24 protein-coding genes, 1 tRNA gene and 1 riboswitch are annotated in these 24,679 nt (G+C 73.4%); of the genes, 6 read left to right on the top strand and 19 right to left on the bottom strand.

Going from position 1 to position 24,679, the window contains the following annotated elements:
* Positions 1–35: 35 nt before the first annotated feature.
* On the bottom strand, positions 36–593 hold the full coding sequence (locus tag OHA55_RS14385) for a MarR family winged helix-turn-helix transcriptional regulator (protein WP_266706399.1): 558 nt from the start codon (positions 591–593) through the stop codon (positions 36–38).
* Between the two features lie 313 nt (positions 594–906).
* Here OHA55_RS14385 and OHA55_RS14380 point away from each other — a divergent pair, with 313 nt between their 5' ends.
* Positions 907–1,122 carry a hypothetical protein gene (locus tag OHA55_RS14380; protein WP_266706397.1) on the top strand — a complete coding sequence of 72 codons (216 nt, stop codon included), beginning with the start codon at positions 907–909 and terminating at the stop codon, positions 1,120–1,122.
* 363 nt (positions 1,123–1,485) lie between these two features.
* Here OHA55_RS14380 and OHA55_RS14375 read toward each other — a convergent pair whose 3' ends face one another.
* The 8 genes from OHA55_RS14375 to OHA55_RS14340 all read right to left on the bottom strand — a co-directional run bounded on the left by OHA55_RS14375 (position 1,486) and on the right by OHA55_RS14340 (position 6,630).
* Entirely contained in the window at positions 1,486–2,340 is an 855-nt protein-coding gene (locus OHA55_RS14375; protein WP_266706395.1) for an RNA polymerase sigma factor SigF, read from the bottom strand.
* A gap of 235 nt (positions 2,341–2,575) precedes the next feature.
* Positions 2,576–3,430 (bottom strand): RNA polymerase sigma factor SigF, encoded by an 855-nt coding sequence (locus OHA55_RS14370; RefSeq protein ID WP_266706393.1) that lies wholly within the window; start codon positions 3,428–3,430, stop codon positions 2,576–2,578.
* Positions 3,431–3,905: 475 nt separating this feature from the next.
* Positions 3,906–4,199, bottom strand: a complete 294-nt coding sequence (locus OHA55_RS14365; RefSeq protein WP_266706391.1) for a Dabb family protein — start codon at positions 4,197–4,199, stop codon at positions 3,906–3,908.
* 12 nt (positions 4,200–4,211) lie between these two features.
* Positions 4,212–4,376 carry a hypothetical protein gene (locus tag OHA55_RS14360; RefSeq protein WP_266706389.1) on the bottom strand — a complete coding sequence of 55 codons (165 nt, stop codon included), beginning with the start codon at positions 4,374–4,376 and terminating at the stop codon, positions 4,212–4,214.
* Between the two features lie 528 nt (positions 4,377–4,904).
* Positions 4,905–4,989: transfer RNA gene (locus tag OHA55_RS14355), tRNA-Ser, on the bottom strand.
* A gap of 45 nt (positions 4,990–5,034) precedes the next feature.
* Positions 5,035–5,463: a tRNA adenosine(34) deaminase TadA gene (gene tadA, locus OHA55_RS14350; protein ID WP_266710649.1), complete on the bottom strand. Its 429-nt coding sequence runs from the start codon at positions 5,461–5,463 to the stop codon at positions 5,035–5,037.
* Positions 5,464–5,574: 111 nt separating this feature from the next.
* Entirely contained in the window at positions 5,575–6,159 is a 585-nt protein-coding gene (locus OHA55_RS14345) for a hypothetical protein (protein ID WP_266706387.1), read from the bottom strand.
* A 216-nt stretch (positions 6,160–6,375) separates the two neighbouring features.
* Positions 6,376–6,630: a hypothetical protein gene (locus OHA55_RS14340; RefSeq protein ID WP_266706385.1), complete on the bottom strand. Its 255-nt coding sequence runs from the start codon at positions 6,628–6,630 to the stop codon at positions 6,376–6,378.
* A gap of 151 nt (positions 6,631–6,781) precedes the next feature.
* Here OHA55_RS14340 and upp point away from each other — a divergent pair, with 151 nt between their 5' ends.
* Positions 6,782–7,417: a uracil phosphoribosyltransferase gene (upp, locus tag OHA55_RS14335; RefSeq protein ID WP_266706383.1), complete on the top strand. Its 636-nt coding sequence runs from the start codon at positions 6,782–6,784 to the stop codon at positions 7,415–7,417.
* A gap of 117 nt (positions 7,418–7,534) precedes the next feature.
* Here the strand turns inward: upp and OHA55_RS14330 are convergent, their stop codons facing one another.
* The 5 genes from OHA55_RS14330 to OHA55_RS14310 all read right to left on the bottom strand — a co-directional run bounded on the left by OHA55_RS14330 (position 7,535) and on the right by OHA55_RS14310 (position 11,769).
* Positions 7,535–8,137: a LytR C-terminal domain-containing protein gene (locus OHA55_RS14330; RefSeq protein ID WP_266710647.1), complete on the bottom strand. Its 603-nt coding sequence runs from the start codon at positions 8,135–8,137 to the stop codon at positions 7,535–7,537.
* A gap of 180 nt (positions 8,138–8,317) precedes the next feature.
* On the bottom strand, positions 8,318–8,614 hold the full coding sequence (locus OHA55_RS14325) for a type II toxin-antitoxin system VapB family antitoxin (protein ID WP_266706381.1): 297 nt from the start codon (positions 8,612–8,614) through the stop codon (positions 8,318–8,320).
* A 413-nt stretch (positions 8,615–9,027) separates the two neighbouring features.
* On the bottom strand, positions 9,028–10,587 hold the full coding sequence (locus OHA55_RS14320) for a M28 family peptidase (protein ID WP_266706379.1): 1,560 nt from the start codon (positions 10,585–10,587) through the stop codon (positions 9,028–9,030).
* Positions 10,584–11,282 (bottom strand): HhH-GPD-type base excision DNA repair protein, encoded by a 699-nt coding sequence (locus tag OHA55_RS14315; RefSeq protein WP_266706377.1) that lies wholly within the window; start codon positions 11,280–11,282, stop codon positions 10,584–10,586. Before OHA55_RS14315 ends, OHA55_RS14320 begins: the two co-directional genes overlap by 4 nt.
* A 67-nt stretch (positions 11,283–11,349) precedes the next feature.
* Positions 11,350–11,769 (bottom strand): YciI family protein, encoded by a 420-nt coding sequence (locus tag OHA55_RS14310; RefSeq protein WP_266706375.1) that lies wholly within the window; start codon positions 11,767–11,769, stop codon positions 11,350–11,352.
* A gap of 207 nt (positions 11,770–11,976) precedes the next feature.
* On the opposite strand from OHA55_RS14310, the gene cbiE reads away from it, so the two are divergent.
* The gene (gene cbiE, locus OHA55_RS14305; protein ID WP_266706373.1) at positions 11,977–13,245 is read left to right on the top strand and encodes a precorrin-6y C5,15-methyltransferase (decarboxylating) subunit CbiE; all 1,269 of its coding nucleotides are present in this window, start codon (positions 11,977–11,979) and stop codon (positions 13,243–13,245) included.
* Positions 13,242–13,991: a precorrin-4 C(11)-methyltransferase gene (gene cobM / locus OHA55_RS14300; RefSeq protein ID WP_266706371.1), complete on the top strand. Its 750-nt coding sequence runs from the start codon at positions 13,242–13,244 to the stop codon at positions 13,989–13,991. The genes cbiE and cobM overlap by 4 nt, the downstream gene beginning before the upstream one ends.
* 27 nt (positions 13,992–14,018) lie before the next feature.
* On the opposite strand, the gene OHA55_RS14295 is transcribed toward cobM, so the two are convergent.
* Entirely contained in the window at positions 14,019–15,137 is a 1,119-nt protein-coding gene (locus OHA55_RS14295; RefSeq protein ID WP_266706369.1) for a cobalt-precorrin-5B (C(1))-methyltransferase, read from the bottom strand.
* Between the two features lie 14 nt (positions 15,138–15,151).
* Here OHA55_RS14295 and OHA55_RS14290 point away from each other — a divergent pair, with 14 nt between their 5' ends.
* Entirely contained in the window at positions 15,152–15,961 is an 810-nt protein-coding gene (locus tag OHA55_RS14290) for a cobalt-precorrin-6A reductase (protein WP_266706367.1), read from the top strand.
* Positions 15,962–15,981: 20 nt separating this feature from the next.
* Here OHA55_RS14290 and OHA55_RS14285 read toward each other — a convergent pair whose 3' ends face one another.
* From OHA55_RS14285 to cobG, 3 genes are all read right to left on the bottom strand, one after another.
* Positions 15,982–17,550: a precorrin-2 C(20)-methyltransferase gene (locus OHA55_RS14285; RefSeq protein ID WP_266706365.1), complete on the bottom strand. Its 1,569-nt coding sequence runs from the start codon at positions 17,548–17,550 to the stop codon at positions 15,982–15,984.
* A complete protein-coding gene (locus OHA55_RS14280) occupies positions 17,547–18,173 on the bottom strand; it encodes a precorrin-8X methylmutase (protein ID WP_266706363.1) in 627 nt (208 codons plus the stop codon). Before OHA55_RS14280 ends, OHA55_RS14285 begins: the two co-directional genes overlap by 4 nt.
* Before the next feature lie 122 nt (positions 18,174–18,295).
* The gene (gene cobG / locus OHA55_RS14275) at positions 18,296–19,615 is read right to left on the bottom strand and encodes a precorrin-3B synthase (RefSeq protein ID WP_266710645.1); all 1,320 of its coding nucleotides are present in this window, start codon (positions 19,613–19,615) and stop codon (positions 18,296–18,298) included.
* A gap of 269 nt (positions 19,616–19,884) precedes the next feature.
* A riboswitch (cobalamin riboswitch) is annotated at positions 19,885–20,001 on the top strand.
* Positions 20,002–20,048: 47 nt separating this feature from the next.
* Here cobG and cobN point away from each other — a divergent pair.
* On the top strand, positions 20,049–23,672 hold the full coding sequence (gene cobN / locus OHA55_RS14270) for a cobaltochelatase subunit CobN (RefSeq protein ID WP_266706361.1): 3,624 nt from the start codon (positions 20,049–20,051) through the stop codon (positions 23,670–23,672).
* Between the two features lie 15 nt (positions 23,673–23,687).
* On the opposite strand, the gene OHA55_RS14265 is transcribed toward cobN, so the two are convergent.
* On the bottom strand, positions 23,688–24,473 hold the full coding sequence (locus tag OHA55_RS14265; RefSeq protein WP_266706359.1) for a VOC family protein: 786 nt from the start codon (positions 24,471–24,473) through the stop codon (positions 23,688–23,690).
* Between the last annotated feature and the right edge of the window lie 206 nt (positions 24,474–24,679).

Below are 24,679 nucleotides of genomic sequence, written 5' to 3'. Positions count from 1 at the left end.
GCTTTGCTTCTGTTACAGAGGTGTACGGGTACCTGTCAGGCGTCCGTGGCCGGAACGAGCCCTTCCGCGGGCTTCTGGTCCGGGGCGGACCCCTTCGGGTCGGCGGGTCCGTCGAGCCGCGCGCGACAGTCGTCGCTGTGCCGTCCGGGGGTGCACGCGCTGGGCGTGCGGGCAGCGAAGCTGCCGCAGAGCCGTGCCAGCAGTGTGACGAGTTGTCCGACTTCGTCGTCGGACCAGTCCGCGAGGTTGTGCGCGAAGACTTCGGTGCTCCGGCGACTGAGGTCGACCAGCACGTCATGTCCCGAGGAGGTCAGCCGCAAGATGCGCGAGCGCTTGTCCGCAGGGTCGGGAAACCGCTCTATCCAGCCGCGTTCCGCCACGTGGGCGACGTGCCGACTGGTCACGGACATGTCCACGGAGAGCAGTTCGGCGAGTCGGCTGATGCGCATCTCGCCGTGCTGGCCGAGGAGCGCGAGCACCGCGGCCGAGCCACCGGGGCAGTCCGTCGGCAGAGCGCGGGAGAGTCCGCGCTTCACGACTCCTACGGCGCTGAGGTGCCGGGCCAGTTCCTCGTACTGACTCCGTGCGGCCACGGGGCACCCCCAGACTTCTGCTCAATATCTTGTTGCTTAGGGCAACCATAGAAGCCGTTGGTTGCTGCAGGCAAACGAAATGGGGCTTGCATAAGTAAAGGAACCCAAAAGGCTCCGTAGGCTCACGGTCAAAGCCGCAGCGTGTGGCCCCGGTGAGTCACCTGTGTGTCTCACACCACAGGGTGAGTCCTTATATGTGCTCATGTTGACAGCGTGCGGTGTTGTGGAGATGAGGGGAATGTCCGTACGAACCGTCGCCCGTACGTCCCCCGGGGGTTGGGCGGAAGGCCCGAGTTCGCTAGGGTCCTGGCCCATGGCACACAACCCCCACGCCCCTCAGCAGGGCCCCGCGGGCAATGACGACCCGGCAGGCAGCACGCAGATGTTCCGCGCCTTCGTCGACGACGGAGAGCCGCAGCGCCGGCCCCAGCAGGCCGCCCCGTCCGGCGGTCCGAAGACCGGGGTGATCGTGGCCGTCGTCGCGGTCGTCGTCGTCCTCGCCGCGGTCGCCTGGCTCGCGCTCGGCTGACCCGCACCGTCCGACCGTGCGGCGGCGGCCTCCGTGATCACGGAGGCCGCCGCCGCGTTCGTGGTCGCTGTCGCTGTCGCTGTCGCTGTCGCTGTCGCTGTCGCTGTCGCTGTCGCTGTCGCGGGCACGCGTACGACGGGCGCGCGTACGACGGGCGCGCGTACGACGGGCGCGCGGCGCGTGCCGTGCGCACGGACGAACGGCGCGCGCACGGCGAGCGGCGGCCGGAGCCGACGAGCGGCGCCGCTCGGGAACCGGACCGGCCGGACGTTCCGGGGCGCGACCCGGGGACGTCCGGGCGCGGCCCGGGCATGGGGGGTGCCGCCGGGACGCGCGAGCGCGTGCCCCCGGCGGCCGGGAACCTCAGTCGGTGATGAGCCCCTCGCGCAGCTGCGCGAGCGTACGGGTCAGCAGGCGCGAGACGTGCATCTGCGAGATGCCGACCTCCTCGCCGATCTGCGACTGGGTCATGTTGGCGAAGAACCGCAGCATGATGATCTGCCGCTCGCGGGGCGCGAGCTTGGCCAGCAGCGGCTTCAGGGACTCGCGGTACTCGACCCCCTCCAGCGCGGTGTCCTCGTACCCCAGGCGGTCCGCCAGGGAGCCCTCGCCGCCGTCGTCCTCGGGGGACGGGGAGTCGAGCGAGGAGGCGGTGTAGGCGTTGCCGACGGCGAGCCCGTCGACGACGTCCTCCTCGGAGACGCCGAGCGCCTTGGCCAGCTCCGGGACGGTCGGCGAGCGGTCGAGCCGCTGCGCCAGTTCGTCGCTGGTCTTGGTGAGCGCGAGGCGGAGCTCCTGGAGCCGGCGGGGGACCCGCACGGACCACGAGGTGTCGCGGAAGAACCGCTTGATCTCGCCCACGACCGTAGGCATGGCGAACGTCGGGAACTCCACGCCCCGCTCGCAGTCGAACCGGTCGATCGCCTTGATCAGGCCGATGGTGCCGACCTGGACGATGTCTTCCATCGGTTCGTTGCGGCTGCGGAAGCGCGCTGCCGCGTACCGCACCAGCGGGAGGTTGAGTTCGATGAGTGTGTCGCGTACGTAGGCCCGCTCCGGGCTGTCCGTTCCCTCGGGACCGAGTGCGGCGAGCCGCAGGAACAGGGAGCGGGACAGCGTACGGGTGTCGATGGCTTCCGACGAGCTGGTGAGCACGGCAGGCGCGGGCGCGCTCTTCGTGAGCGTGAGCACCTTCGAGCTGCCCTGGTCTACGGACATGCCACCCCCTTGAGGTCGCGGACGGTCGCGGTGGCCGCGACCATCGGAGGAACGCAGCCTCCACCTGAATACCGGAGGGGAGGCTGCGGCAAACGCGGTTCCAGCAGAATGTCACATGTCGGCAACACGCTGTAGTGACATGTCGATAAGTCAGCGCCGCGTATCCGCAGGAAGCAAGGGGTGTGGCGTGCGGGGGGTGCCGGAAAACCGCTTGGAGACGGTCTACCCGTTCTGGTTATGCCTCGATCCTGTTTGCGGATCGCAGTCGGGCGAAACTTCTGGCCAAAAGTCTTGACACGTGCATCTGGGAGACGCCCAGTTCGGCACTGATCTGGGACTGTGTCAGGTTGCTGTAGTAGCGCAGCAGCAGAATCCTCTGCTCGCGCTCGGGCAGCTGCACGAGCAAGTGCCTGACGAGATCGCGGTGCTCGACGCCGGCGAGCGCCGGGTCCTCGTACCCGAGGCGGTCGAGCAGACCGGGCAGGCCGTCGCCCTCCTGGGCCGCTTCCAGCGAGGTCGCGTGGTAGGACCGGCCGGCCTCGATGCAGGCCAGCACCTCGTCCTCGGAGATCCGCAGCCGCTCGGCGATCTCGGCGGTGGTGGGGGAACGTCCGTGAGCGGTCGTCAGGTCCTCCGTCGCCCCGGTGACCTGCACCCAGAGTTCGTGCAGCCGGCGGGGCACGTGGACGGTGCGGACGTTGTCCCGGAAGTAGCGCTTGATCTCGCCCACCACGGTCGGCATCGCGAACGTGGGGAACTGGACGCCGCGTTCGGGGTCGAAGCGGTCGATCGCGTTGATCAGGCCGATGGTGCCGACCTGGACGACGTCCTCCATCGGCTCGTTGCGGCTGCGGAAGCGTGCGGCCGCGTACCGCACCAGCGGCAGGTTCGCCTCGATCAGTGCGGCCCGCACCCTGCGGTGTTCGGCCGTACCGGGATCGAGCTCCTTGAGCTGGCCGAAGAGCAGCTGGGTGAGCGCTCTCGTGTCGGCACCCCGGGTTCTGGCGGGTGGCGCGGAGGGGTCGGGCGTCTCGGTCCGGACGTCTTCGGACAGCTCGGTGCGGTCCTTCTGGACCGTCTGGGGAGGCACTTGAGGCGCTGCACTGGCCGGCACGGTGACGCCACCCCTTCACGGTCGACTTCACGGTCACGCGTCCTGGCCGAGCTGCACGGTCGATGTGCGCGGTCGAACCGCGCGGTCGACGGGCAGGGTCGGCCGACAGTCAACGTGACGGACAACTGCGGTCAATTCATCCATCAAAAGCGGTCATAGCATCACAAGACATGTCCACTCTGTGCAAGCACCGTATATAGCCGTGTTGGAGTCAAACGGGTTTAAAAACCAGCAAAAGCCCTCCACCTGAGAGGTGAAGGGCTGTGACCTGCGACCGGCGGACCGTGACCGCACCGTGCGGGACGTCCCCACGAAGGCGGCGCGCACGTGCGCGAAGAGGGGTGCGAAGGCGGCGCACACCCGCGCGAAGGCGAGGTGCGAGCAGGGCGTGAGTCCCGTGCGCCCCGCGCGCGGGACCCGTGAACGGACCGCGCGCCGGGGCGCGTACGGCTCAGAAGGGGTAGTCGGCGATGACCCAGGTGGCGAACTCGCGCCACTGCCCGGCCGCCGCCTGGTGCGCCGGGTGCTCGATGTACCGCACGAGCGCGTCCGCGTCACTGACGGCGGAGTTGATGGCGAAGTCGTACGCGATGGGCCGGTCGGTGATGTTCCAGGCGCACTCCCAGAACTCCAGCTCGGGGATGAGGCCGTCCAGTTCGCGGAAGGCCTTCTCGCCGGCCACGACCCGCGGATCGTCCCGCTCGACGCCGTCGTTCAGCTTGAACAGGACCAGGTGGCGGATCATCGGCGGTCGCTCCTACTTCACCAGCTCGGACATGAAGTCCCCGACGCCCTGGGCGGCGCTGGAGATGCCTTCGAACCCTACCTGGACGAGGTCGGCGGCCCTCGCGGGCGACGTGATGATCGTGTAGAGCACGAAGACCACCACGATGTAGAGCGCGATCTTCCTCGCTTGCGCCACAGCCCTGCCTCCCCCTCGGTCCCCCGCGCGGTCGGCAGATTCTATCCGTACACCTGGTCGGATTCGGGGCCCGCAGGCGATCGTTGTTCGAACGCCGTGGGAGGTCCGGCACTCGGTGCCCGGTCCTCTCGGGACCAACGGCCCTGCGACAGGGGCCTTTCACCGGCCCGCACGGGCGGCGCCGGCGGGCACGATGGAAGCACGGCCCGGCGGACCAGGCAGGAATCCGCAGGGCACGGGACAGGACCCTCTCTGTGGGGTCCGGCCGCGGCTCTCTCCCCCCGACCGCGGCAGGACCAGTAGGGACTGTCCTCGCGGGGGAGGCGGCTTTGTCCCCCCGATGCCGGCCTCCCCCGCCCCAAGGCCCCCGCCGCAAGGCTGTCCGGCGGCCTTGGCTCCGGCCCCGGCCACCTCTTCCGTGAGGGCCGGGGCCGTCGCAGTGCCGGGGGCCGGACCGCACGACGCGACGACGCACCCGCCGGACATGCTCGAAGGGCCCGACGCGATGCGTCGGGCCCTTCGTAAGAGCGGTAGCGGAGGGATTTGAACCCTCGGTGAGTTTCCCCACACTCGCTTTCGAGGCGAGCTCCTTCGGCCGCTCGGACACGCTACCGAGAGAGAGCTTAGACCATGACGGCCCGGGATCAGAAATCAGTTGTCACAGAGCCCGGAAAAAGGCCGTGAGCTGCGCCGAGCACTCCTCCTCCAGGACGCCGAGGATCACCTCGGGCCGGTGATTGAGCCGCCGGTCGCGCACCACGTCCCAGAGCGAACCGGCTGCCCCGGCCTTTTCGTCACGCGCGCCGTAGACGACCCGGTCCACGCGCGACTGCACCAGCGCTCCCGCGCACATCGTGCAGGGCTCCAGGGTGACCACGAGGGTGCAACCGGTGAGCCGCCACTGCCCGAGGGCGGCGGCGGCTCCACGGACGGCGAGGATCTCGGCGTGCGCGGTCGGATCGCCGGTCGCCTCGCGCTCGTTGTGGCCCGTGGCGATCGTCGATCCGTCCGGTCCCAGGACGACGGCACCGACCGGAACATCGCCGGCCAGCGCCGCCTGCGCCGCCTCGTCCAGGGCATGGCGCATCGGGGCCCGCCACGGATCCCGTACGGGATCGGTGGCGAAGGACGCGAGAAGGGGAGTGGGGGAAAACGGGGGCGGTGGTTCTTCGGGGGGGCGCGCGGTCACCCGCGGACCTTAGCGGACGCTCTCCAGTACCTCGTCCGCTCCCAGCGCGTCGGCGATCTCCGCCAGCGCGTCGGTCCGCAGGGTCAGCAGCGCCCGCTCGGAGAGACCGAGGTCGGCGAGGATCGAGGCGTCCCCGATCGGTCCCGCCGGCACGGCATCGGGGTCGTGGTCCGCGTCGGCGGCCCCGGCGGACGGAGCGGCGGCGTCGTCCCCGCCGGGTTCGTCCTCGCGGCCGAATTCCGGATCGTCGTCCTCGTCGCCGTCGAGGCCGACGAGTTCTTCCAGAGCGGCGATCTCGTCCTCGGCCCCGGGTTCGCGGCCGAGCAGTTCGTCGGTGAGCAGGATCTCCCCGTACGAGGAACGGGCGGCGGCGGCGGCGTCCGAGACGTAGATCCGCGGGTCCTCCTCACCGTCCACGCGGACGACGCCGAACCACGCGTCCTCCTGCTCGATGTAGACGAGGACCGTGTCCTCGTCCACCGAGGCGTCCCGGGCCAGGTCCGTCAGGTCGGACAGGGCCTCCACATCGTCGAGCTCCGTATCGCTCGCTTCCCACCCGTCTTCGGTGCGCGCGAGCAGTGCGGCGAAGTACACCGTGACACTCCCACTGGTCAGAGGTGAATCGGTCCGACGGGAGGGCAGACGATTGTCGACTGCGCTGAGCCCCGCCCAATCGGCATCGTGGCAGAAACATCGGCCGAGCGAGACCTCTTCGGACGTTGCGTCGGCCATCAGTTCCGCGAGGGCCCGGTCGGCGGAAGCCGCTCCGGAGCGTCCGGGGAGGGGAGAACGCGCCCGGCGGAGCCCCCGTCACCAGCGGAAGGTACGCATCCGCATCTGTTGGCGCATACGGGCCGCGCGGGCCCGGCGGGGCTGCACGCGGTCCCGCAGCTGCTTCGCCTCGTGCAGCTCGCGGAGGAACTGCGCCCGGCGCCGGCGGCGGGACGCGTCACTCTCCTGCGTGTGCTCCGTACTGGTCGGCGCGTCGCGCTCGTCGAGCACGTCGCGCGCTTCGGTTCGTCCCCGCGTCGCGGGTTCGTCCCGCTTCCGCTCCCGGTCAGGCATCCGCACACCACCCCAAGGCTGGTCCGTATGCCTCACCTTCCCCCCGAACGAGTGGATGATGCCAGTGCTGGCGTACGGACGGATGCGGGCGGCCCCGGTCGTCGCCGGGGAGGAAGCCCGTGGCGCGCGGGAGGCCGTTAGTGTTGACGGCATGCGGATCCACGTCGTCGACCACCCACTGGTGGCGCACAAACTCACCACCCTGCGCGACAAGCGCACCGACTCCCCGACCTTCCGCCGGCTCGCCGACGAGCTGGTCACCCTGCTCGCCTACGAGGCGACGCGGGACGTGCGGACCGAGCTGGTCGACATCGAGACCCCGGTCTCGCGTACGGCGGGCGTGAAGCTCTCGTACCCCCGCCCCCTCGTCGTACCGATCCTGCGCGCCGGTCTCGGCATGCTGGACGGCATGGTGCGGCTGCTGCCGACGGCGGAGGTCGGTTTCCTCGGCATGATCCGCAACGAGGAGACGCTGCAGGCGGAGACGTACGCGACCCGGATGCCGGAGGACCTCTCCGGCCGGCAGGTCTACGTCCTCGACCCGATGCTGGCGACCGGCGGCACGCTCGTCGCCGCGATCCGCGAGCTCATCAAGCGGGGGGCCGACGACGTCACCGCCGTCGTGCTGCTCGCGGCGCCGGAGGGTGTCGAGATCATGGAGCGCGAGCTCGCGGACGCCCCCGTCACCGTGGTCACCGCCTCGGTCGACGAGCGGCTCAACGAGAACGGCTACATCGTGCCGGGCCTCGGCGACGCCGGTGACCGGATGTACGGCACCGCCGACTAGGGCGTGTCCGGCCCTTGGGGCCGGACGGACACGACGACGGCCGGTCACAGGTGGGGTGACCGGCCGTCGTCGTGTCCGCGCGGGGGGCGTCGCCCCGGGTTCGGCAGCCGCCCGGGTTCAGCAGCCGGAGGGGGCGGGCGCCGGCTTCGTCAGTGCCGTCAGCGCGGCGGCTGCCGCCTGCGGGGTGCTGAACGCCTGGAACCGCGTGCCCAGGATCAGATCGACCTCGGCGTTCTTGCGCGCCTCGGTCTTGCGGACGGTGCCCGGAAGCTGGGTCTCCAGGACCGGGAACGCGCTGTCGGCGGCGGTCGGCGGGCCGAGCAGCAGACCGGTGCCGGGAACCTTCTTGTCGTACGCGGCGGGGGCGTTGCCCACCTCACCGATCTTGAAACCGCGCTTCTTCAGCTCGTCGGCGGCGGACTTGGCGAGGCCGCTGCGCGGGGTCGCGTTGTAGACGTTCACCGTGATCCGGTCCGGCGCGGGCAGCGCCTTCACGGCGGCCGCCTGTCGCGTGACCGCGGTGGTGCACTTCCGTTTGTGGTCGGCCGCCTGCGCCTTCGTGTCACCGCCCGAGTAGACGTCGATGAGCTGCAGCGTGCCCCAGCCGGCCAGCCCGAGTGTCACGAGGGTGGCGACGGCGGCGAGGGCGAGCCTGCGGCGGCGACGGGGGCGGCGCATCCGCGGATAGGCGTTGCCCGTGATGCGGTACTTTCCGCCCATGCCGGGGGGAGTGAGCATGCTCATGTGCGCAGCGTAGTGCGGGTCGCTGATGATGCGTACTAAATGATCAACCGATGGCACCCGCATGCGCCTGAAAACACCCGAAAGGCCCGACAGCGCGGCTTCCGGGGCGCGTTGTGGTAGAGACGTCGGCCGGGCCGGCGCCCGGGGAGGGTGTCGTCAGCCGAGTTCGAGTACGCGGGCGTGGAGCACCTGGCGCTGCTGGAGCGCGGCGCGGACGGCGCGGTGCAGCCCGTCCTCCAGGTAGAGGTCGCCCTGCCACTTCACGACGTGCGCGAAGAGGTCGCCGTAGAAGGTGGAGTCCTCGGCGAGGAGCGTTTCGAGGTCCAGCTCGCCCTTCGTGGTCACGAGCTGGTCGAGGCGAACCGGGCGCGGCGCGACGTCGGCCCACTGGCGGGTGCTTTCCCGGCCGTGGTCGGGGTATGGCCGCCCATTTCCGATGCGCTTGAAGATCACACGGAAAGCCTACCGGGGAACAACCACCGTGCGCAGCCGGGGAACGGGGGCATGATGCCGGTCGAAAGCGAGTGAACCCCCTGAAAACGGAAGGGTGATCCCCTCTGGAGCCGTCTCCGAGGGGGTGTACATCACGCCGACACCCGGCCCGGGAGGGGGAGTTCACCCGTTCTCGGTGACCGGGGAGGGCCGGGTGGGTGGTGTCGTGGTGAACGGGAGCGGTCCGTGACCCCCCGGAGCGGGCGGAAGCGCGGGAGCGCGGTGTGCGCCCCCGTCGGCGAGGTGCGCACCCTGGCCCCGCGGACCCTTCTCCGCGGGGCTTCCCACGTGGCGTCCACGGGGGCTTCGCGCCGTGCGGCGGGTGTGTCACGCCGTGCCGCGGGGGGTATTTCTCACGCCGTGGCGCGGGTGTCTCACGCCGTGTCGCGGGCGTGGCCGGTGCGCAGGCGTCCGTTTCCGTGGCGGTCCGTGCCGGCCGCCGCCGGGACCGCGCCGGTGAGCGGGCGCAGGTCCTGGGACCAGGTGCCGACCGCGTCCGCGATCACGTCGATGTTGGTCTCGAAGGCCGCCCGGTCGATGTTGTCGAGGGTGTCGCAGGCCGCGTGGTAGCAGGGGTCGTGTGCGATCCCCTCCTTGCCGCCGAACTTCCCTGCCTGGGCGGCCGACTTGATGCCCTCGGCGCCGGTGTCCGTGCCGCCCGCCGGGATGCCGGCCTCGATGAACGGGCCGTAGTCGGACCGCCCGGTGAAGTCGGAGCTCTCGTACGGGGTCTTGCGGCGGTCCAGGAAATCCGTGATCCCGCGCTCCAGTTGGGCGGAACCGGCCGGGCCCGGGCCAGAGCCGGAGGCTTGCGAGTCGTCGCCGTCGAAGACGAACTGGACACCGTTGGGAGAGGCGATCATGTCGAAATTGAGGTAGAGGGCGATCTGTTGGCGCTGGGCCGCGGTCAGCCCGGCGACGTACGCCTCCGAGCCGACCAGCCCGTTCTCCTCGGCCGACCACCAGGCGAACCGGACGGCGTTCGCCGGGGTGCGGTGCGTCGCCGCGAGGCGGAGGGCGACTTCGAGGAGCCCGGCGGAGCCGGAGCCGTTGTCGTTGATGCCGGGACCCTCGGAGACGGAGTCCAGGTGCGCGCCGAGCATCACGGTGTGCGCGGGGTCGCCGCCCGGGGTCCGGGCGACGACGTTGCGGGTGGTGCGGGCTTCCTGGCGCTCGCGGAGTTCGAGGTGCACGGTGACCTTCTCCCCGTCCTCGCCGGAGGCGTCCAGCGCGGCGGCGAGCGCCTCGCCCTCGGCGCGGCTGACACCGCCGGTGGGGATGCGGACGGCCTCGGGGTCGCCGAGGGTGCCGGTGAGCCTGCCGTCCAGGTTGTTGGAGATCAGCGCCCCGGCCGCGCCAGCCCCGGCAGCGGCCGACTGCTTCTGAAGGAAGGAGCAGCCGCCCCGCTCGATCAGCGCGATGCGCCCGGTGACCTCGGTCTTCGCGTAGTCGGCTGCCTCGCAGCCGGTCGTGCCGTCCACCGGCACCCGGACCAGCTCGGCGGTGAGCCCGCCCTCGTCCGTGGACGCGGTGTACGTCATCGCCTCGACCTCGGCGTCCCGGGGCTCCGGGGTGACCACGGCCAGCTTCTCGGCGAGCGTCTCGGTGTAGGTGAAGGGGAAGGACTCGTACCGGGCGTCGTAGCCTGCCCGGCGAAGCTGCTGGAGGACGTACGCGGCCGAGGCGTCGTGGCCCGCCGTACCGGCGGCCCGGTTTCCGCCCGCCGCGTCGGCCGCCTGCTGGAAACGGCGCAGGTGGCGGTAGGCGCCGGTGGCGGACGCGGCCTCGACCAGCTCCCGGGAGAGCCGGGCTGCCTCCCGGGCCGGGTCCGGTCCGGCGGCGGACGGCTGGGCCGCCGCGCCCAGCAGCAGCGGCGGGAGCAGCACGGCGGCGGCGACGAGCGCCGGTGTCCGGCGGCGGGCGCGGGCCCTCACTTCGCGGTCCGGGGGGTGGTGCCGGTCTTCTTCGCCGGCGCCTTCTTCTTCGCCGGCGCCTTCTTCTTCGCGGTGGCCGCAGCCTTCGCTTCCGCCTTCGCCCGCTGCTTGAACGCGCGGACCTCGGCGAGCGACTCGGGGCCAGTGATGTCGGCGACCGAGCGGTGCCCGCCCCGTTCCCCGTACGCCCCCGCCGCCTCCCGCCAGCCGGGCGGCCGGACGCCGAACTGCTTGCCCAGCAGGGCCAGGAAGATCTGCGCCTTCTGGGCGCCGAAGCCGGGGAGCGCGTTCAGCCGGTCCAGCAGTTCCTCGCCGGTGGCGGCGTCGGCCCACACCGCGGCCGCGTCGCCGTCGTACTCCGCGACGAGGAACCGGCACAGCTGCTGCACCCGCTTCGCCATGGAACCGGGGTAGCGGTGCAGGGCCGGCTTGTCGGTGAAGAGCGCGGCGAACGCCTCGGGGGAGTACGCGGCGATCTCCCGGGCGTCCAAGTCCTCCGCCCCCATCCGCAGGGCCAGCGAGTGCGGGCCGGTGAAGGCCCACTCCATGGGGACCTGCTGGTCGAGCAGCATGCCGACCAGGGCGGCCAGCGGGCTGCGGGCCAGCAGCTCGTCCGCCTGAGGCTGCTGCGCGATCCGAAGGGTGGGTACTCCGTCCGCCGCGGACTCCCCGGCGCTCTTCCTGCTCGTGGTCATACTGCCGATGGTGGCGGCGGACGCCGGCATCGGCGACTCCTGCCGCCGCCGGGCGGGCTCACCCGGGCTACTCCCCTTCGGGGGCCTCCCCGATCGGGCGGATCGCCACCGGCCGGTCCGGGGCGCCCTCGGGCTGCGGGCAGGCGACGACCCGGGCGGCGATCTCCGTGACCCGCTCCAGGCCCGTGCACTCCAGCACCCAGTACCCGGCGATCAGTACCTGCGCCCGGTCGTACGGGGCATCGGCGACCACCGGGGGCCCGCCGTCCGCGCCCGCCGTGACGAACCGGGTCTCGTCCGGGGCGGTGAGGCCGTCGCAGTAGAGCATCTCGCCGGACGCCTCCAGCTCCTTGTTGAGGGCTTCCATGTGCGCGAACATCGCCTTCCGGTCCTGATCGCCCCACGCCGGGCCGCCCTCGGCGGACCCGTGGCCGGACATCGCGTCGTAATCGGCCTGCGAGCCCTGCACCATCACCAGGTACTTCATACGCCTGCACCTCCGTCGTCGGCCCCCCTGTCCTCACTCCATCGGACACCGCACGGGCCACCCGCGCGAGCGGTCCCGGCGGGCCCGGCCGGTCGTCGCCCGGGTGGCGGACAGTAGAGTGCGGCAGCGTCTCCGCCCGCCCGAGACCCCCTTGAACGCCCCGAACGCCCCGATCGCTCCGAACGCCCCGAACACCGAGGTCCGGCCGTGCCCACCACCCCGCCCGCATCATCCGCACCCCCGCCGGCCCCGGTGGATGTCGTCGGCATCGGCGCGGACGGCTGGGCGGGCCTGGCGGGACCGGCCCGCACCGCGCTGCTGGAGGCCGAGGTCCTGATCGGCGCCGGGCGCCAGCTCGGACTGCTGCCCGTCGTGTGCGGGGGCCTGCGGGTCGCCTGGCCCTCGCCGCTGCGCCCCGCCGTCGCGGGCCTGCTCGCCGCCCACCGGGGGAGCCGGATCGCGGTGCTGGCCAGCGGAGACCCGATGTTCTACGGGATCGGCCGCGCGCTCACCGAGGAGCTGGGCGCCGGAGCACTGCGCGTGCTGCCGCACCCGTCCTCGGTGGCGTACGCCTGCGCCCGGCTCGGCTGGCCCGCCGAGGACACCGAGACCGTCACGCTGGTGGGCCGCCCCGCCGCCCGGCTGCTCGCCGCCCTGCACGACGGCCGCCGGCTGCTGGTGCTGAGCGCGGACGCGGCCACCCCCGCGACCGTGGCCGCCCTGCTCACCGAGCACGGCTTCGGCCCGAGCCGGCTGACCGTCCTCGAACAGCTCGGCTCGGCCGCCGAGGCCCGCCACGAGGGAACCGCCGAGGGCTGGGACCGCCCGGCGGGCGACCCGCTGAACCTCGTCGCCGTGGAGTGCCGCGCCGCCCCCGAGGCGCTCCGCCTCGGCCTCGTCCCCGGGCTGCCCGACACCGCGTACGAGCACGACGGGCAGCTCACCAAGCGCCATGTCCGGGCCGCCACCCTCGCCGCGCTGGCACCCGCGCCCGGCGAACTGCTCTGGGACGTCGGCGGTGGCTCCGGCTCGATCGCCGTCGAGTGGATGCGCGCCCATCCGTCCTGCCGCGCGGTCACCGTCGAACGCGACGAAGCGCGCGCCGCCCGGATCGGCCGCAACGCCGACCGGCTCGGGGTGCCCGGACTGCGGGTGGTCTCCGGCCGCGCCCCGCAGGCGCTCGCCGGGCTGCCGGCGCCGGACGCCGTCTTCGTCGGCGGCGGGCTCACCGCCCCGGGGCTGCTCGACGCCTGCTGGGAGGCGCTGCCCACCGGGGGACGGCTGGTCGCCAACACCGTCACGCTGGAGTCGGAGGCGCTGCTCGCCGACCGCTACCGGCGCCACGGCGGCGAACTCGTCCGGCTCGCGGTGTCCCACGCCGTCCCGGTCGGCGGCTTCACCGGCTGGCGCCAGGCGATGCCCGTCACCCAGTGGTCCGTACGCAAGCCCCACGACTCCCCGGGAGAGACCCCATGACCGTGTACTTCATCGGCGCAGGACCCGGCGCGGCCGACCTGATCACGGTGCGCGGTGCCCGGCTCCTCGCCGCCAGTCCGGTCTGCCTCTACGCGGGCAGCCTGGTGCCGCGCGAACTGCTCGCCGACTGCCCGCCGGACGCCCGGCTGACCGACACCCAGGGCCTGGACATCGAGCAGATCACCGCCGAACTGGTCCGCGCCCATGCCGAGGGCCACGACGTCGCCCGGCTGCACTCCGGCGACCCGTCCGTCTTCAGCGCGGTCAACGAGCAGATGAAGCGGCTCGACGACGCCGCGGTGCCGTACGAAGTGGTGCCCGGGGTACCGGCGTTCGCCGCCGCCGCCGCGGCGCTGAAGCGGGAGCTGACCGTGCCGACGGTCGGTCAGACGGTCATCCTGACCCGGATCGCCCAGCGGGCCACCGCCATGCCCCAGGGCGAGGACCTGGCGACCCTCGGCCGCAGCGGCGCCCTGCTGGTGCTCCACCTGGCCGCCAGGTACGCGGACCGGGTGGTGGAGGAGTTGCTGCCGCACTACGGGCCCGACTGCCCGGCCGCCGTGGTGGCGATGGCCTCCCGGCCGGACGAGATCGTGCTGCGCGGCACGCTGGAGACCATCGCCGGACAGGTGGAGGAGGCCGGGGTGATCCGTACGGCGGTCATCCTGGTCGGGCGCACCCTGGGCGCGGAGCAGTTCCGCGACAGTCACCTCTACTCGCCGCACCGCGACCGCCACACCTGCTGACGCCCCGTCGGCGGTCGGTCCGCGGGCTCAGCGGACCGCGCTGCGCCCGACCACCGTGCCGGCCCGGTCGATACAGATCACGTCCACCGCGACCGGCGCCCCGCGCAGCACCTCCAGCGCCTGGTCGCGGGCGGCCACCGCCACCAGGTCGCCCAGCGGGACCCCGGCCGCCGCGCACGACTGGAGTGCGGCGAGACCGGTGTTGGCGTGCGCCACCGCCTCGGCCAGCTCCTCGTCCGCGCCGCCTTCCCGGGCCAGCCGGGCGAGGAACCCCTTGTCCACCTGGGACCGTGCCGAGTGCAGGTCCATATGGCCGGCGGCGAGCTTGGAGAGCTTGGCGAAGCCGCCGCAGACGGTGAGCCGGGGGACCGGATGGCGGCGTACGTACTTGAGCACGGCACCCGCGAAGTCGCCCATGTCCAGCAGGGCGATCTCCGGCAGGCCGTACTCCGCGACCACCGTCTTCTCCGAGGTCGAGCCGGTGCACCCGGCCACATGGGTCTCCCCTGCGGCCAGCGCCACGTCGACCCCGCGCCGGATGGAGTCGATCCAGGCCGAGCAGGAGTACGGCACGACGACCCCGGTGGTGCCGAGGATGGAGAGCCCGCCGAGGATGCCGAGGCGACCGTTCCACGTGGAACGCGCGATCTCCTCGCCGTCGTCCACGGAGATCGTGATCTCCACGTCACCGGCGGCGCCGTGTTCCGCCGCGACCCGCGCCACGTGCTCGCGCATCAGCTGCCGGGGCACCGGGTTGATGGCCGGTTCGCCGACGTCGAGCGGCAGGCCGGGCAGGGTCACCGTGCCGACGCCCGGACCCGCCCGGAAGACCACCCCGGAGCCCGGCGGCAGCGCCCGTACCGTCGACCTGACCAGTGCCCCGTGGGTCACGTCCGGATCGTCGCCGGCGTCCTTGACCACTCCTGCGGTCGCGGTGCCGTCTCCCGGCGACTCCACGGCGAGCGCGAACGCGGGGGTCTGCCCCTTCGGCAGGGTGATCGTCACCGGGTCGGGGAACTCCCCGGTCAGCAACGCGGTGTACGCGGCGGTGGTCGCCGCCGTCGCACAGGCGCCGGTCGTCCAACCGGGGCGCAGGCCGGTGTGTTTGAGTTGGGCTTCGCGCCCGCCCTTCGCCTCACCGCTCACGGAAGGTCCCCTCGATGGTGCCGATATCACTGCCCGACATGCCGTACGAGCCCGTGTCCCCGGCACACGTCCTCGTGCTCGGTGGGACGACCGAGGCCCGCCGGCTCGCGGAGGCCCTGGACGCCGAGGTTCCGGCCGGCGGGCGGAGACCTCCGCGGGTGACGAGTTCGCTCGCCGGACGGGTCGCCCAGCCGGTGCTGCCGCCGGGCGAGGTCCACGTCGGCGGCTTCGGCGGTACGGAGGGGCTCGCCGCGTGGCTGCGGGAGCACCGGGTGGACGCTCTCATCGACGCCACCCATCCTTTCGCCGGAACGATCAGTTTCCACGCGGCCCGCGCCGCCGCCGAGGCCCATGTTCCCCTGCTGGCGCTCCGCCGTCCCGGCTGGGTGTCCGGCCCGGGCGACGACTGGCACCCGGCCGGCTCCCTGGAGGAGGCCGCCGCCCTGCTGCCCCCGCTGGGCGAGCGGGTCTTCCTCACCACCGGGCGGACGGGTCTCGCGGCCTTCGCGGGGCTGGACGGACTCTGGTTCCTGATGCGGTCGGTGGACGCGCCGGAGCAGCCGCACCCGTCGCGGATGGAGGTGCTGCTCGACCGGGGGCCGTTCACGTTCGAGGGCGAACGGGAGCTGCTCCGCCGGCACCGCGTCGACGTACTGGTCACCAAGGACAGCGGCGGCGCGGCCACCGCGCCGAAGCTGGCGGCGGCCCGGGAGGCCGGGATTCCGGTGGTGGTCGTCCAGAGGCCACCGGTCCCGGAGGGGGTACCGGTGGCCTCGACCCCGGCCGAGGCCCTGGCCTGGCTCGACGCCCGCCTGAGCGGCTGACCCTCAGCCGTACCGACCCGTCACGCCTCCGGGTAGCGGCGCGGGGTCCAGACGAGCCGGCCGCCGTCGGGGCGGTCCACCCGGCGGGTCTGCGAGGACCCGATGATCAGGAGGGTGCGCATGTCCACCTCGGCCGGGTCGAGATCGGCGAGGCGGACCGTGCGCACGCTCTCGGTGGGGCCGCCGACGTCCCGGCCGAGCACGACCGGGGTGTCGGGGGAGCGGTGTTCGAGGAGCAGGTCGCGGGCCTTGCCGACCTGCCAGGTTCGGCTCTTCGAGCCCGGGTTGTAGAGCGCGATGACCAGGTCGGCCGTCGCCGCGGCGCGCAGCCGTCCGGCGATGACCTCCCAGGGCTTGAGCCGGTCGGAGAGGGAGATCGTCGCGTAGTCGTGGCCGAGCGGGGCGCCCGCGCGGGCGGCCGCGGCGTTCGCGGCGGTGACCCCGGGGAGCACGCGTACCGGGACGTCCGCGAACTCCGGCTGCGAGGCGGCCTCCAGGACGGCCGTCGCCATGGCGAAGACGCCAGGGTCGCCGCCCGAGACCACGGCCACCCGATGGCCGCGCCGGGCGAGGTCGAGCGCGAACTCGGCGCGCTCCGCCTCCACCTTGTTGTCCGAGCCGTGGCGGGCCTGGCCGGGCCGGACCGGTACCCGGTCCAGGTACGTGGTGTAGCCGACCACCGCGTCGGCCGCTGCCAGCGCCCCGCGCGTCTCGGGCGTCAGCCAGAGGGGGCCGGCCGGTCCGGTGCCGACCACCACGACCTCGCCGGAGCCGGGCTCCGGCTCGGGGCGGGGGGCGTCGATCCGGCTGGGGACCACGGCGACCGCGAAGTACGGCACCGATCCGGCCTCCACCTCCGCGAGCCGGCCGGTGCGCTCCCCGGCCATCGTGGCGCGTTCGACGTACCGGGCCTCGGGCAGCCGGCCGGACGCCTCGAACGCGCGGCGCACCGCCGGGAAGGTCCGGCCGAGCTTCATCACCACGGCCGAGTCGGTGGACGCCAGACGGGCCGTCAGCTCCTCCTCGGGGAGGGTGCCGGGGAGGATGGTGAGGATCTCCTCGCCCTCGACGAGCGGGGTGCCGAGCCGTGCGGCGGCGGCGCTGACCGAGGTGACCCCGGGGATGACCTCGGCGGGGTAACGGTCCGCCAGCCGCTTGTGCATGTGCATGTACGAGCCGTAGAAGAGCGGGTCGCCCTCGGCGAGGACGGCGACCGTGCGGCCCGCGTCCAGGTGTACGGCGAGCCGGGCCGCCGCCTCGGCGTAGAAGTCCTCCAGCGCGCCCCGGTAGCCGCCCGGGTGGTCGGTGGTCTCCGTCGTGACGGGGTAGACCAGCGGTTCCTCGACGTGGTCGGGGCGGATGTGGGCGGCGGCGATGGACCGGGCGATCGAGCGGCCGTGCCGGGCGCTGTGGAAGGCGATCACGTCGGCCTCGGCGATGGCCCGCACCGCCCGGAGCGTCATCAACTCCGGGTCGCCGGGGCCGAGGCCGACCCCGTAGAGCCGGCCGGTGCCGCCGGTCGCCGCCTCGGCGCGTGCGGGGGCGGACGCGTGTGCGGCGTTCTCGTTCGCCGCGACGGTGCCGGTCACTCCTCCTCGCTCGCGAGGGCGTTGACGGCTGCCGCCGCCAGGGCGCTGCCGCCGCGGCGGCCGCGCACCACCAGGTGCTGGACCCCCGAGCCGTGCGCCGCGAGAGCCTCCTTGGACTCGGCCGCGCCGATGAAGCCGACCGGGACGCCGATCACGGCGGCGGGCAGCGGGGCGCCCTCCTCGATCATCTCCAGCAGCCGGAAGAGTGCGGTGGGCGCGTTGCCGATGGCGACGACCGAGCCCTCCAGCCGGTCCCGCCACAGCTCCAGCGCGGCGGCGCTCCGGGTGGTGCCCATCTTTCGGGCGAGCTCCGGGACCGAGGGGTCGGAGAGGGTGCAGACGACCTCGTTCTCCGCGGGCAGCCGCTTGCGGGTGACCCCGCTGGCGACCATCGCCACGTCGCAGAGGATCGGGGCGCCGCCCCGGAGCGCGGCGCGGGCGTCGGCCACGGCGGTCGGGGAGAAGGCGAGGTCGCGTACGAGGTCGACCATGCCGCACGCGTGGATCATCCGGACCGCGACCTGGCTGACGTCGGCGGGCAGACCGGCGAGATCCGCCTCCGCGCGGATGGTGGCGAAGGACTGGCGGTAGATCGCCGGTCCGTCCTTCTCGTACTGATGCACAGTGCTGTCGCTTTCTTCGGTCGGGCCGGGGCGGTCTTTTCGCCGGGCGGCCGGGGAGGGCCGGGGCACGGGCGGTCGTGTGCCGGGGCATGGTCGGTTCGGGTGTTCAGGTGTTCACGTGGTCAGGTACGGGCGTCACGGGCCGCGGCCACCGCGGCGGCGAGCGCGGCCGGATCGTCCGGGACGGCGGTCGGGGCGCCCCGCGACTCCCCCCGTACGTGGGTGATCCGGTGCCCGTCCGGGGTGGCGAGGACGTCGATCCACTCGCCCCGGGGGTGGCCGCAGCGGCGTTCGCACCCGGACCAGTACACGGGCAGCCGCCCGGCCGGACCCAGTGCCGCCTCCGCCTCGGCCCGTACGTCGGCGAGCGACTTCGCGCAGCCGGGACGCCCGACGCAGGCGCCGACCCCCGCCCAGGGGGAGCCGGGCCCGGTCACCAGACCGGCGCCGGCCAGCGCGTCCAGGGCCTCCCGGGCGGTGGCGGCGGCCAGGCCGGGCACCACGACCCCGCGCCACGGGGTGCAGCGCAGTTCGCCGGAGCCGAGGCGTTCGGCGGTCTCCACGAGCGCCCGCCACCGCACCCCGGTGAGCCGCCCCATCGGTACCCCGACGTGCAGCGCCGTCCGTCCGCCCGGCCCGGTCACCGCGCCCGGCCCGGGGGCCGCGGCGGCGGCCCGGTGGGCGAGTGGTTCCGGCGGGGGTGCGAGCCCCGCGCGGCGGGCGGCCTCGGCGGGGAGGACGGCGCGGGCGGCACCGGGGAGGCCGGAGATCCGCCAGACGTCCGGTCCGGCCGCCAGGTCGAGGAATGCCTCGGCGGCCAGCAGCGCGGCGCGCGGGGCGTTCGCGAAAGCGACGGGGAGGAGGGCTCCGGTGTCGCCGGGGCCGATCCGCAGCAGCGCCTGCCCGTCGTCGAGCGCGATCAGGGTGAGGTCGGCGCCCAGGGCGTCCACGTCCCCGCGGCCGTCGTCCAGCGCGAAGAGGAAGCGTCCGGAGAGCGCGGTGGCGCGCTCGCTCGCGCAGAGCAGGGCGTCCAACTCGTCCAGCCAGGGCCGGATGTCGGAGCGGCCGGCGGTGTCGAGACCGGAGAGCGGGGAGGCGACGACATTCCGTGCGCGTTCGTGCCGGTCGGACGGCAGCAGGCCCGCCTCGCGCAGGAGTTCGGCGAGTTCGCCACCGCAATCCTGGCCGAGGCCCCGGAGTTGTACGTTTCCGCGCGAGGTGAGGTGGAGTTCACCGTCGCCGAGCCGTTCGGCGGCGTCCAGCAGGGTGCGGGCCCGGGCGGCGGTCAGCACCCCGCCGGGTATCCGTACGCGAGCCAGCGCACCGTCGTCCGCCGTGTGCAGCCGCAAAGTGCCCGGACAGGCGTCGCCGCCGTTCCGGGCTACGGCGACGGCTGCCGGGGAACCGGGCGAATCGGCGGTTGCGGACATGGCGGCGAGCATACCCACGTCCCAGGGGCTGTCGTCCGGAGCAGGCTGGATCAGGGAGCGGGGTCCTGTGCCGTGCGTCGCAAGGCGGAGGAGGGAGGCGACGCGGAGCGTCGGCGACCGACGACTACGCCGCGAGGCGCGGCACAGGGCCGCGCGAGCCCAGCATGCTCCGCACGACAGCCCCATGAAGGTCACCGGCGCGCACATGTGACCTGTGCCGCCCACCGGAGGCCCCCTGCCGCGACGGGGGCCGGGCCCTTAGGATGCTCGCGGTGGACCATTCGGTCCGCCGACGCCAGACGGCGCCATGGGAGGAAGCCCGGTGAGATTCCGGCGCGGTCCCGCCACTGTGAGTACGTCCCGCTGACGCGGCCGTACGAGTCAGGAACTCCCGCCGTCCGACACCGCCCGGGGCGTGGACACCCCGGGGAAGGGCTGACTCGGCATGATCCTGCTCCTGTCGACCTCCGACACCGACCTGCTGAGCGCCCGTGCCTGCGAGGGCCCGGTCCGCTACCGCTGGGCCAACCCCTCCCGCCTCCCGCTCGACGGCCTCCCGGCGCTGCTCGACGGGGCCGAACTCGTCGTGGTCCGCCTCCTCGGCGGGGTGCGCGCCTGGGAGGAGGGGCTCGACCAGGTGCGGGCCGCCGGGCTCCCGGTCGTCGTCCTCACCGGTGAACAGGCCCCCGACGCCCAGCTGATGGCCGCGTCCACCGTCCCGATCGGCATCGCCGCCGAGGCCCACGCCTACCTCGCGCACGGCGGCCCGGACAACCTCGACCAGCTGGCCCGGTTCCTCTCCGACACCGTGCTGCTCACCGGCCACGGCTTCGAGCCGCCCGCCCCGGCCCCCGCCTGGGGCCCGCTGGAGCGGACCGCCCGCGAACTCCCCGCCCCCGCACTCCCGGACGGCGCGCCCACGGTGGCGGTGCTCTACTACCGCGCCCACCACATGAGCGGCAACACCGGGTTCGTGGAGGCGCTCTGCCGTGCCGTGGAGGACGCCGGGGCCCGAGCCCTGCCGCTCTACGTGGCCTCGCTCCGTACCCCCGAGTCCGGACTGATCGACGCCCTGCGCGCGGCCGACGCGATCGTGACCACCGTCCTCGCGGCCGGCGGCACCCGCCCCGCCGAAGCCTCGGCCGGCGGCGACGACGAGTCCTGGGACGCGGGCGCCCTGACCGGGCTCGACGTACCGATCCTCCAGGCGCTCTGCCTGACCGGCTCGCGCAGCGCCTGGGAGGAGAACGACGAGGGCGTCTCCCCGCTGGACGCGGCCACCCAGATCGCGGTGCCGGAGTTCGACGGGCGCCTGATCACGGTGCCGTTCTCCTTCAAGGAGATCGACGCGGACGGCCTGCCCGCGTACGTCCCCGACCCTGAACGCGCTGCCCGGGTCGCCGGGATCGCCGTCCGGCACGCCCGCCTGCGGCACATCCCGAACGCGGAGAAGCGGATCGCCCTCGTGCTCTCCGCGTACCCGACCAAGCACTCCCGCATCGGCAACGCGGTCGGCCTGGACACCCCCGCGAGCGCCGTCGCCCTGCTGCGCCGGCTGCGCGCCGAGGGGTACGACTTCGGGCCAGAGGGCGAGATCCCGGGCCTGGTCTCCGGCGACGGCGACGAGCTGATCCACGCGCTGATCGAGGCGGGCGGCCACGACCAGGAGTGGCTGACCGAGGAGCAGTTGGCCGCGAACCCGGTCCGTATCCCGGCGGCCGACTACCGCCGCTGGTTCGCCGGTCTCCCCGCCGAACTGCGCGCTGCGGTGGAGGAGCACTGGGGCCCGGCGCCGGGCGAGATGTTCGTGGACCGTTCGGCGAACCCGGAGGGCGACATCGTCCTCGCGGCGCTGCGGCGCGGCAATCTGCTGATCCTCATCCAGCCGCCCCGCGGCTTCGGCGAGAACCCGATCGCGATCTACCACGACCCCGATCTGCCGCCCTCGCACCACTATCTGGCTGCCTACCGCTGGATCGCCGCCCGCGCCGAGGACGGCGGGTTCGGCGCCGACGCGATGATCCACCTCGGCAAGCACGGCAACCTGGAGTGGCTGCCCGGCAAGAACGCCGGGCTCTCCGCGGCCTGCGGCCCGGACGCGGCCCTCGGCGACCTGCCGCTGGTCTACCCGTTCCTCGTCAACGACCCGGGCGAGGGCACCCAGGCCAAGCGCCGGGCGCACGCCACGCTGGTCGACCACCTGGTGCCGCCGATGGCCCGCGCCGACAGCTACGGCGACATCGCGCGCCTGGAGCAACTCCTCGACGAGCACGCCCAGATCGCCGCGATGGACCCGGCGAAGCTGCCCGCGATCCGCGCCCAGATCTGGACCCTCATCCAGGCCGCGAAGCTCGACCACGACCTCGGGCTCGAAGACCGGCCCCAGGACGAGGGCTTCGACGAGTTCATCATGCATCTCGACGGCTGGCTCTGTGAGATCAAGGACGTCCAGATCCGCGACGGCCTGCACGTGCTGGGCAACCCCCCGGCGGGCGGCGACCGGGTCAACCTGGTCCTCGCGGTGCTCCGCGCCCGCCAGATCTGGGGCGGTACGGCCTCGCTCCCCGGGCTGCGCGAGGCGCTCGGCCTGGACGAGTCGGCTGCCACCCGCACCGCCGCCGACGAAATCGAGGAGCAGGCCCGTGCCCTGGTCCAGGCGATGGAGGACGCCGGCTGGGACCCGGCCGCCGTCGCGGGCGTGGCCGCCGGCCTGCCGCCCGCCGTCGCCGACATCCTCACCTTCGCCGCCACCGAGGTGGTGCCGCGCCTCGCCGCCACCACCGACGAACTCACCCACGCCGTCCACGCGTTGAACGGCGGCTTCGTGCCCGCCGGGCCCTCCGGCTCACCGCTGCGCGGGCTCGTCAACGTGCTGCCGACCGGCCGCAACTTCTACTCCGTCGACCCGAAGGCCGTCCCCTCCAAGCTCGCCTGGGAGACCGGTCAGGCGCTCGCCGACTCGCTGCTGGAGCGCTACCGCACCGACAACGGCGACTGGCCCTCCTCCGTCGGCCTCTCGCTCTGGGGCACCAGCGCGATGCGCACGGCGGGCGACGACATCGCCGAGGCGTTCGCGCTGCTCGGCATCCGCCCCGTCTGGGACGACGCCTCGCGCCGCGTCACCGGCCTGGAGCCCATCCCCTACGAGGAGTTGGGCCGCCCCCGCATCGACGTGACGCTGCGCATCTCCGGCTTCTTCCGGGATGCCTTCCCGCACACGGTGGGCCTGCTGGACGACGCCGTACGGCTCGCCGCCTCGCTCGACGAACCGGCCGAGCGGAACTTCGTACGCGCCCACACCCAGGCCGACCTCGCCGAGCACGGTGACGAACGCCGGGCCACCACCCGGATCTTCGGCTCGCGCCCGGGAACGTACGGTGCCGGGCTCCTCCAGCTCATCGACTCCCGCGACTGGCGCACCGACGCCGACCTCGCCGAGGTCTACACGGTGTGGGGCGGCTACGCCTACGGGCGTGAGCTCGACGGGCGCCCGGCGCGCGAGGAGATGGAGACCGCGTACAAGCGCATCGAGGTCGCCGCGAAGAACACCGACACCCGCGAGCACGACATCGCGGACTCGGACGACTACTTCCAGTACCACGGCGGCATGGTGGCGGCCGTGCGCGCGCTGAAGGGCACCGCCCCCGAGGCGTACATCGGCGACTCCACCCGCCCCGAGACCGTCCGCACCCGCACCCTGGTCGAGGAGACCTCGCGGGTCTTCCGCGCCCGCGTGGTCAACCCCCGCTGGATCGAGGCGATGCGCCGCCACGGCTACAAGGGCGCCTTCGAACTCGCCGCCACCGTGGACTACTTGTTCGGCTACGACGCCACGACCGGCGTCGTGGCCGACTGGATGTACGACAAGCTCACCCAGACGTACGTACTCGACCCGGAGAACCGGGAGTTCCTCCAGCAGGCCAACCCCTGGGCGCTGCACGGGATCGCCGAACGCCTCCTGGAGGCCGAGTCGCGCGGGATGTGGGCGAAGCCCGACCCGGCCGTCCTCGAAGCGCTGCGCCAGGTCTTCCTGGAGACCGAGGGCGAGCTGGAGGGCGGGGACGACTGAGACCCCGCCGGGTCCCTACATCCGGGGGTCGGGCCTCAGCAGCGCGAAGACCGCGCCGAAGGGGTCCGCGAGCCAGGCCATCCGGCCGACGTCGGACATGTCGGCGGCCGGCATCAGCACCGTCCCGCCGTGGTCGGTGGTCGCCGCCACGGTCGCGTCGACGTCCGTCACGTGGAAGTAGGGCACCCAGCGGGACTGCTCGCCGCCGCTCGCGTCGTCGGCCGGAGCCGCCCCGCCGAAGGTGGAGTCCTGCAGGTCGCCGTCCTCGGTGCTCAGCACCCGGTACGTCATCCCGGGCACCGGCATGTCCTGGGTCCGCCAGCCGAACAGGCCCTGGTAGAAAGCGATGTCGGCGACCGGGTCGGGCACGTGCAGCTCCACCCAGATGAGACTGTTCGGCGCGGAGGCGATCTCCAGCCCGGCCGTCCTGCCGGGCTGCCAGAGCGCGAAGTCGGCGCCCTGCGCGTCGGTGACCTGCGCGAGCGTCCCCTCGCCCATGACGTCCATGGGTTCGGCCCGGACCGTCCCGCCGCCGTCCCTGACGGCCTGGACGGTGGCCCCGATGTCGTCGGTCTTGAAGTGGACCGTCCAGGCGGACGAGGCGCCCTGCTCGGTGAGCGGGCCGAGGGCCGCGGCGGTCTTCCCGTCGGTCCGGAAGAACCCGTACCCGCCGGTCTCGGGCCCGGCGGAGACGAACTCCCAGCCGAAGACGGCCCGGTAGAAGGCGGCGGCGGCCCGGGTGTCGGGGCTGCCGAGGTCGAGCCAGTTGGGTGATCCGGTACGGAAGTCGGTGCCGAGCATGGAGTCCTCCTGGGGACGGGGGTGCTGGGTCGGTTCGTCGGCGCGAGGGCTGCTCGCGTGGCGGGCCCGAGCGGTGGGCCGGGAGCCGGACGAACGGCCCTCGGGACCCGGGCCACGATGCCGACCCGGCCCCGCCCGGCCCGGGTGCGGGCGCCGGGGGTCAGCCGGTTTCACCCGGACGCCGCAACGCGGGCGCGTCCACCGGC

Source organism: Streptomyces sp. NBC_00102 (assembly GCF_026343115.1).
Taxonomy (GTDB): domain Bacteria; phylum Actinomycetota; class Actinomycetes; order Streptomycetales; family Streptomycetaceae; genus Streptomyces.
Note: the sequence above shows the minus strand (reverse complement) of the source record. Positions and strands in the feature narration are given on the sequence as shown.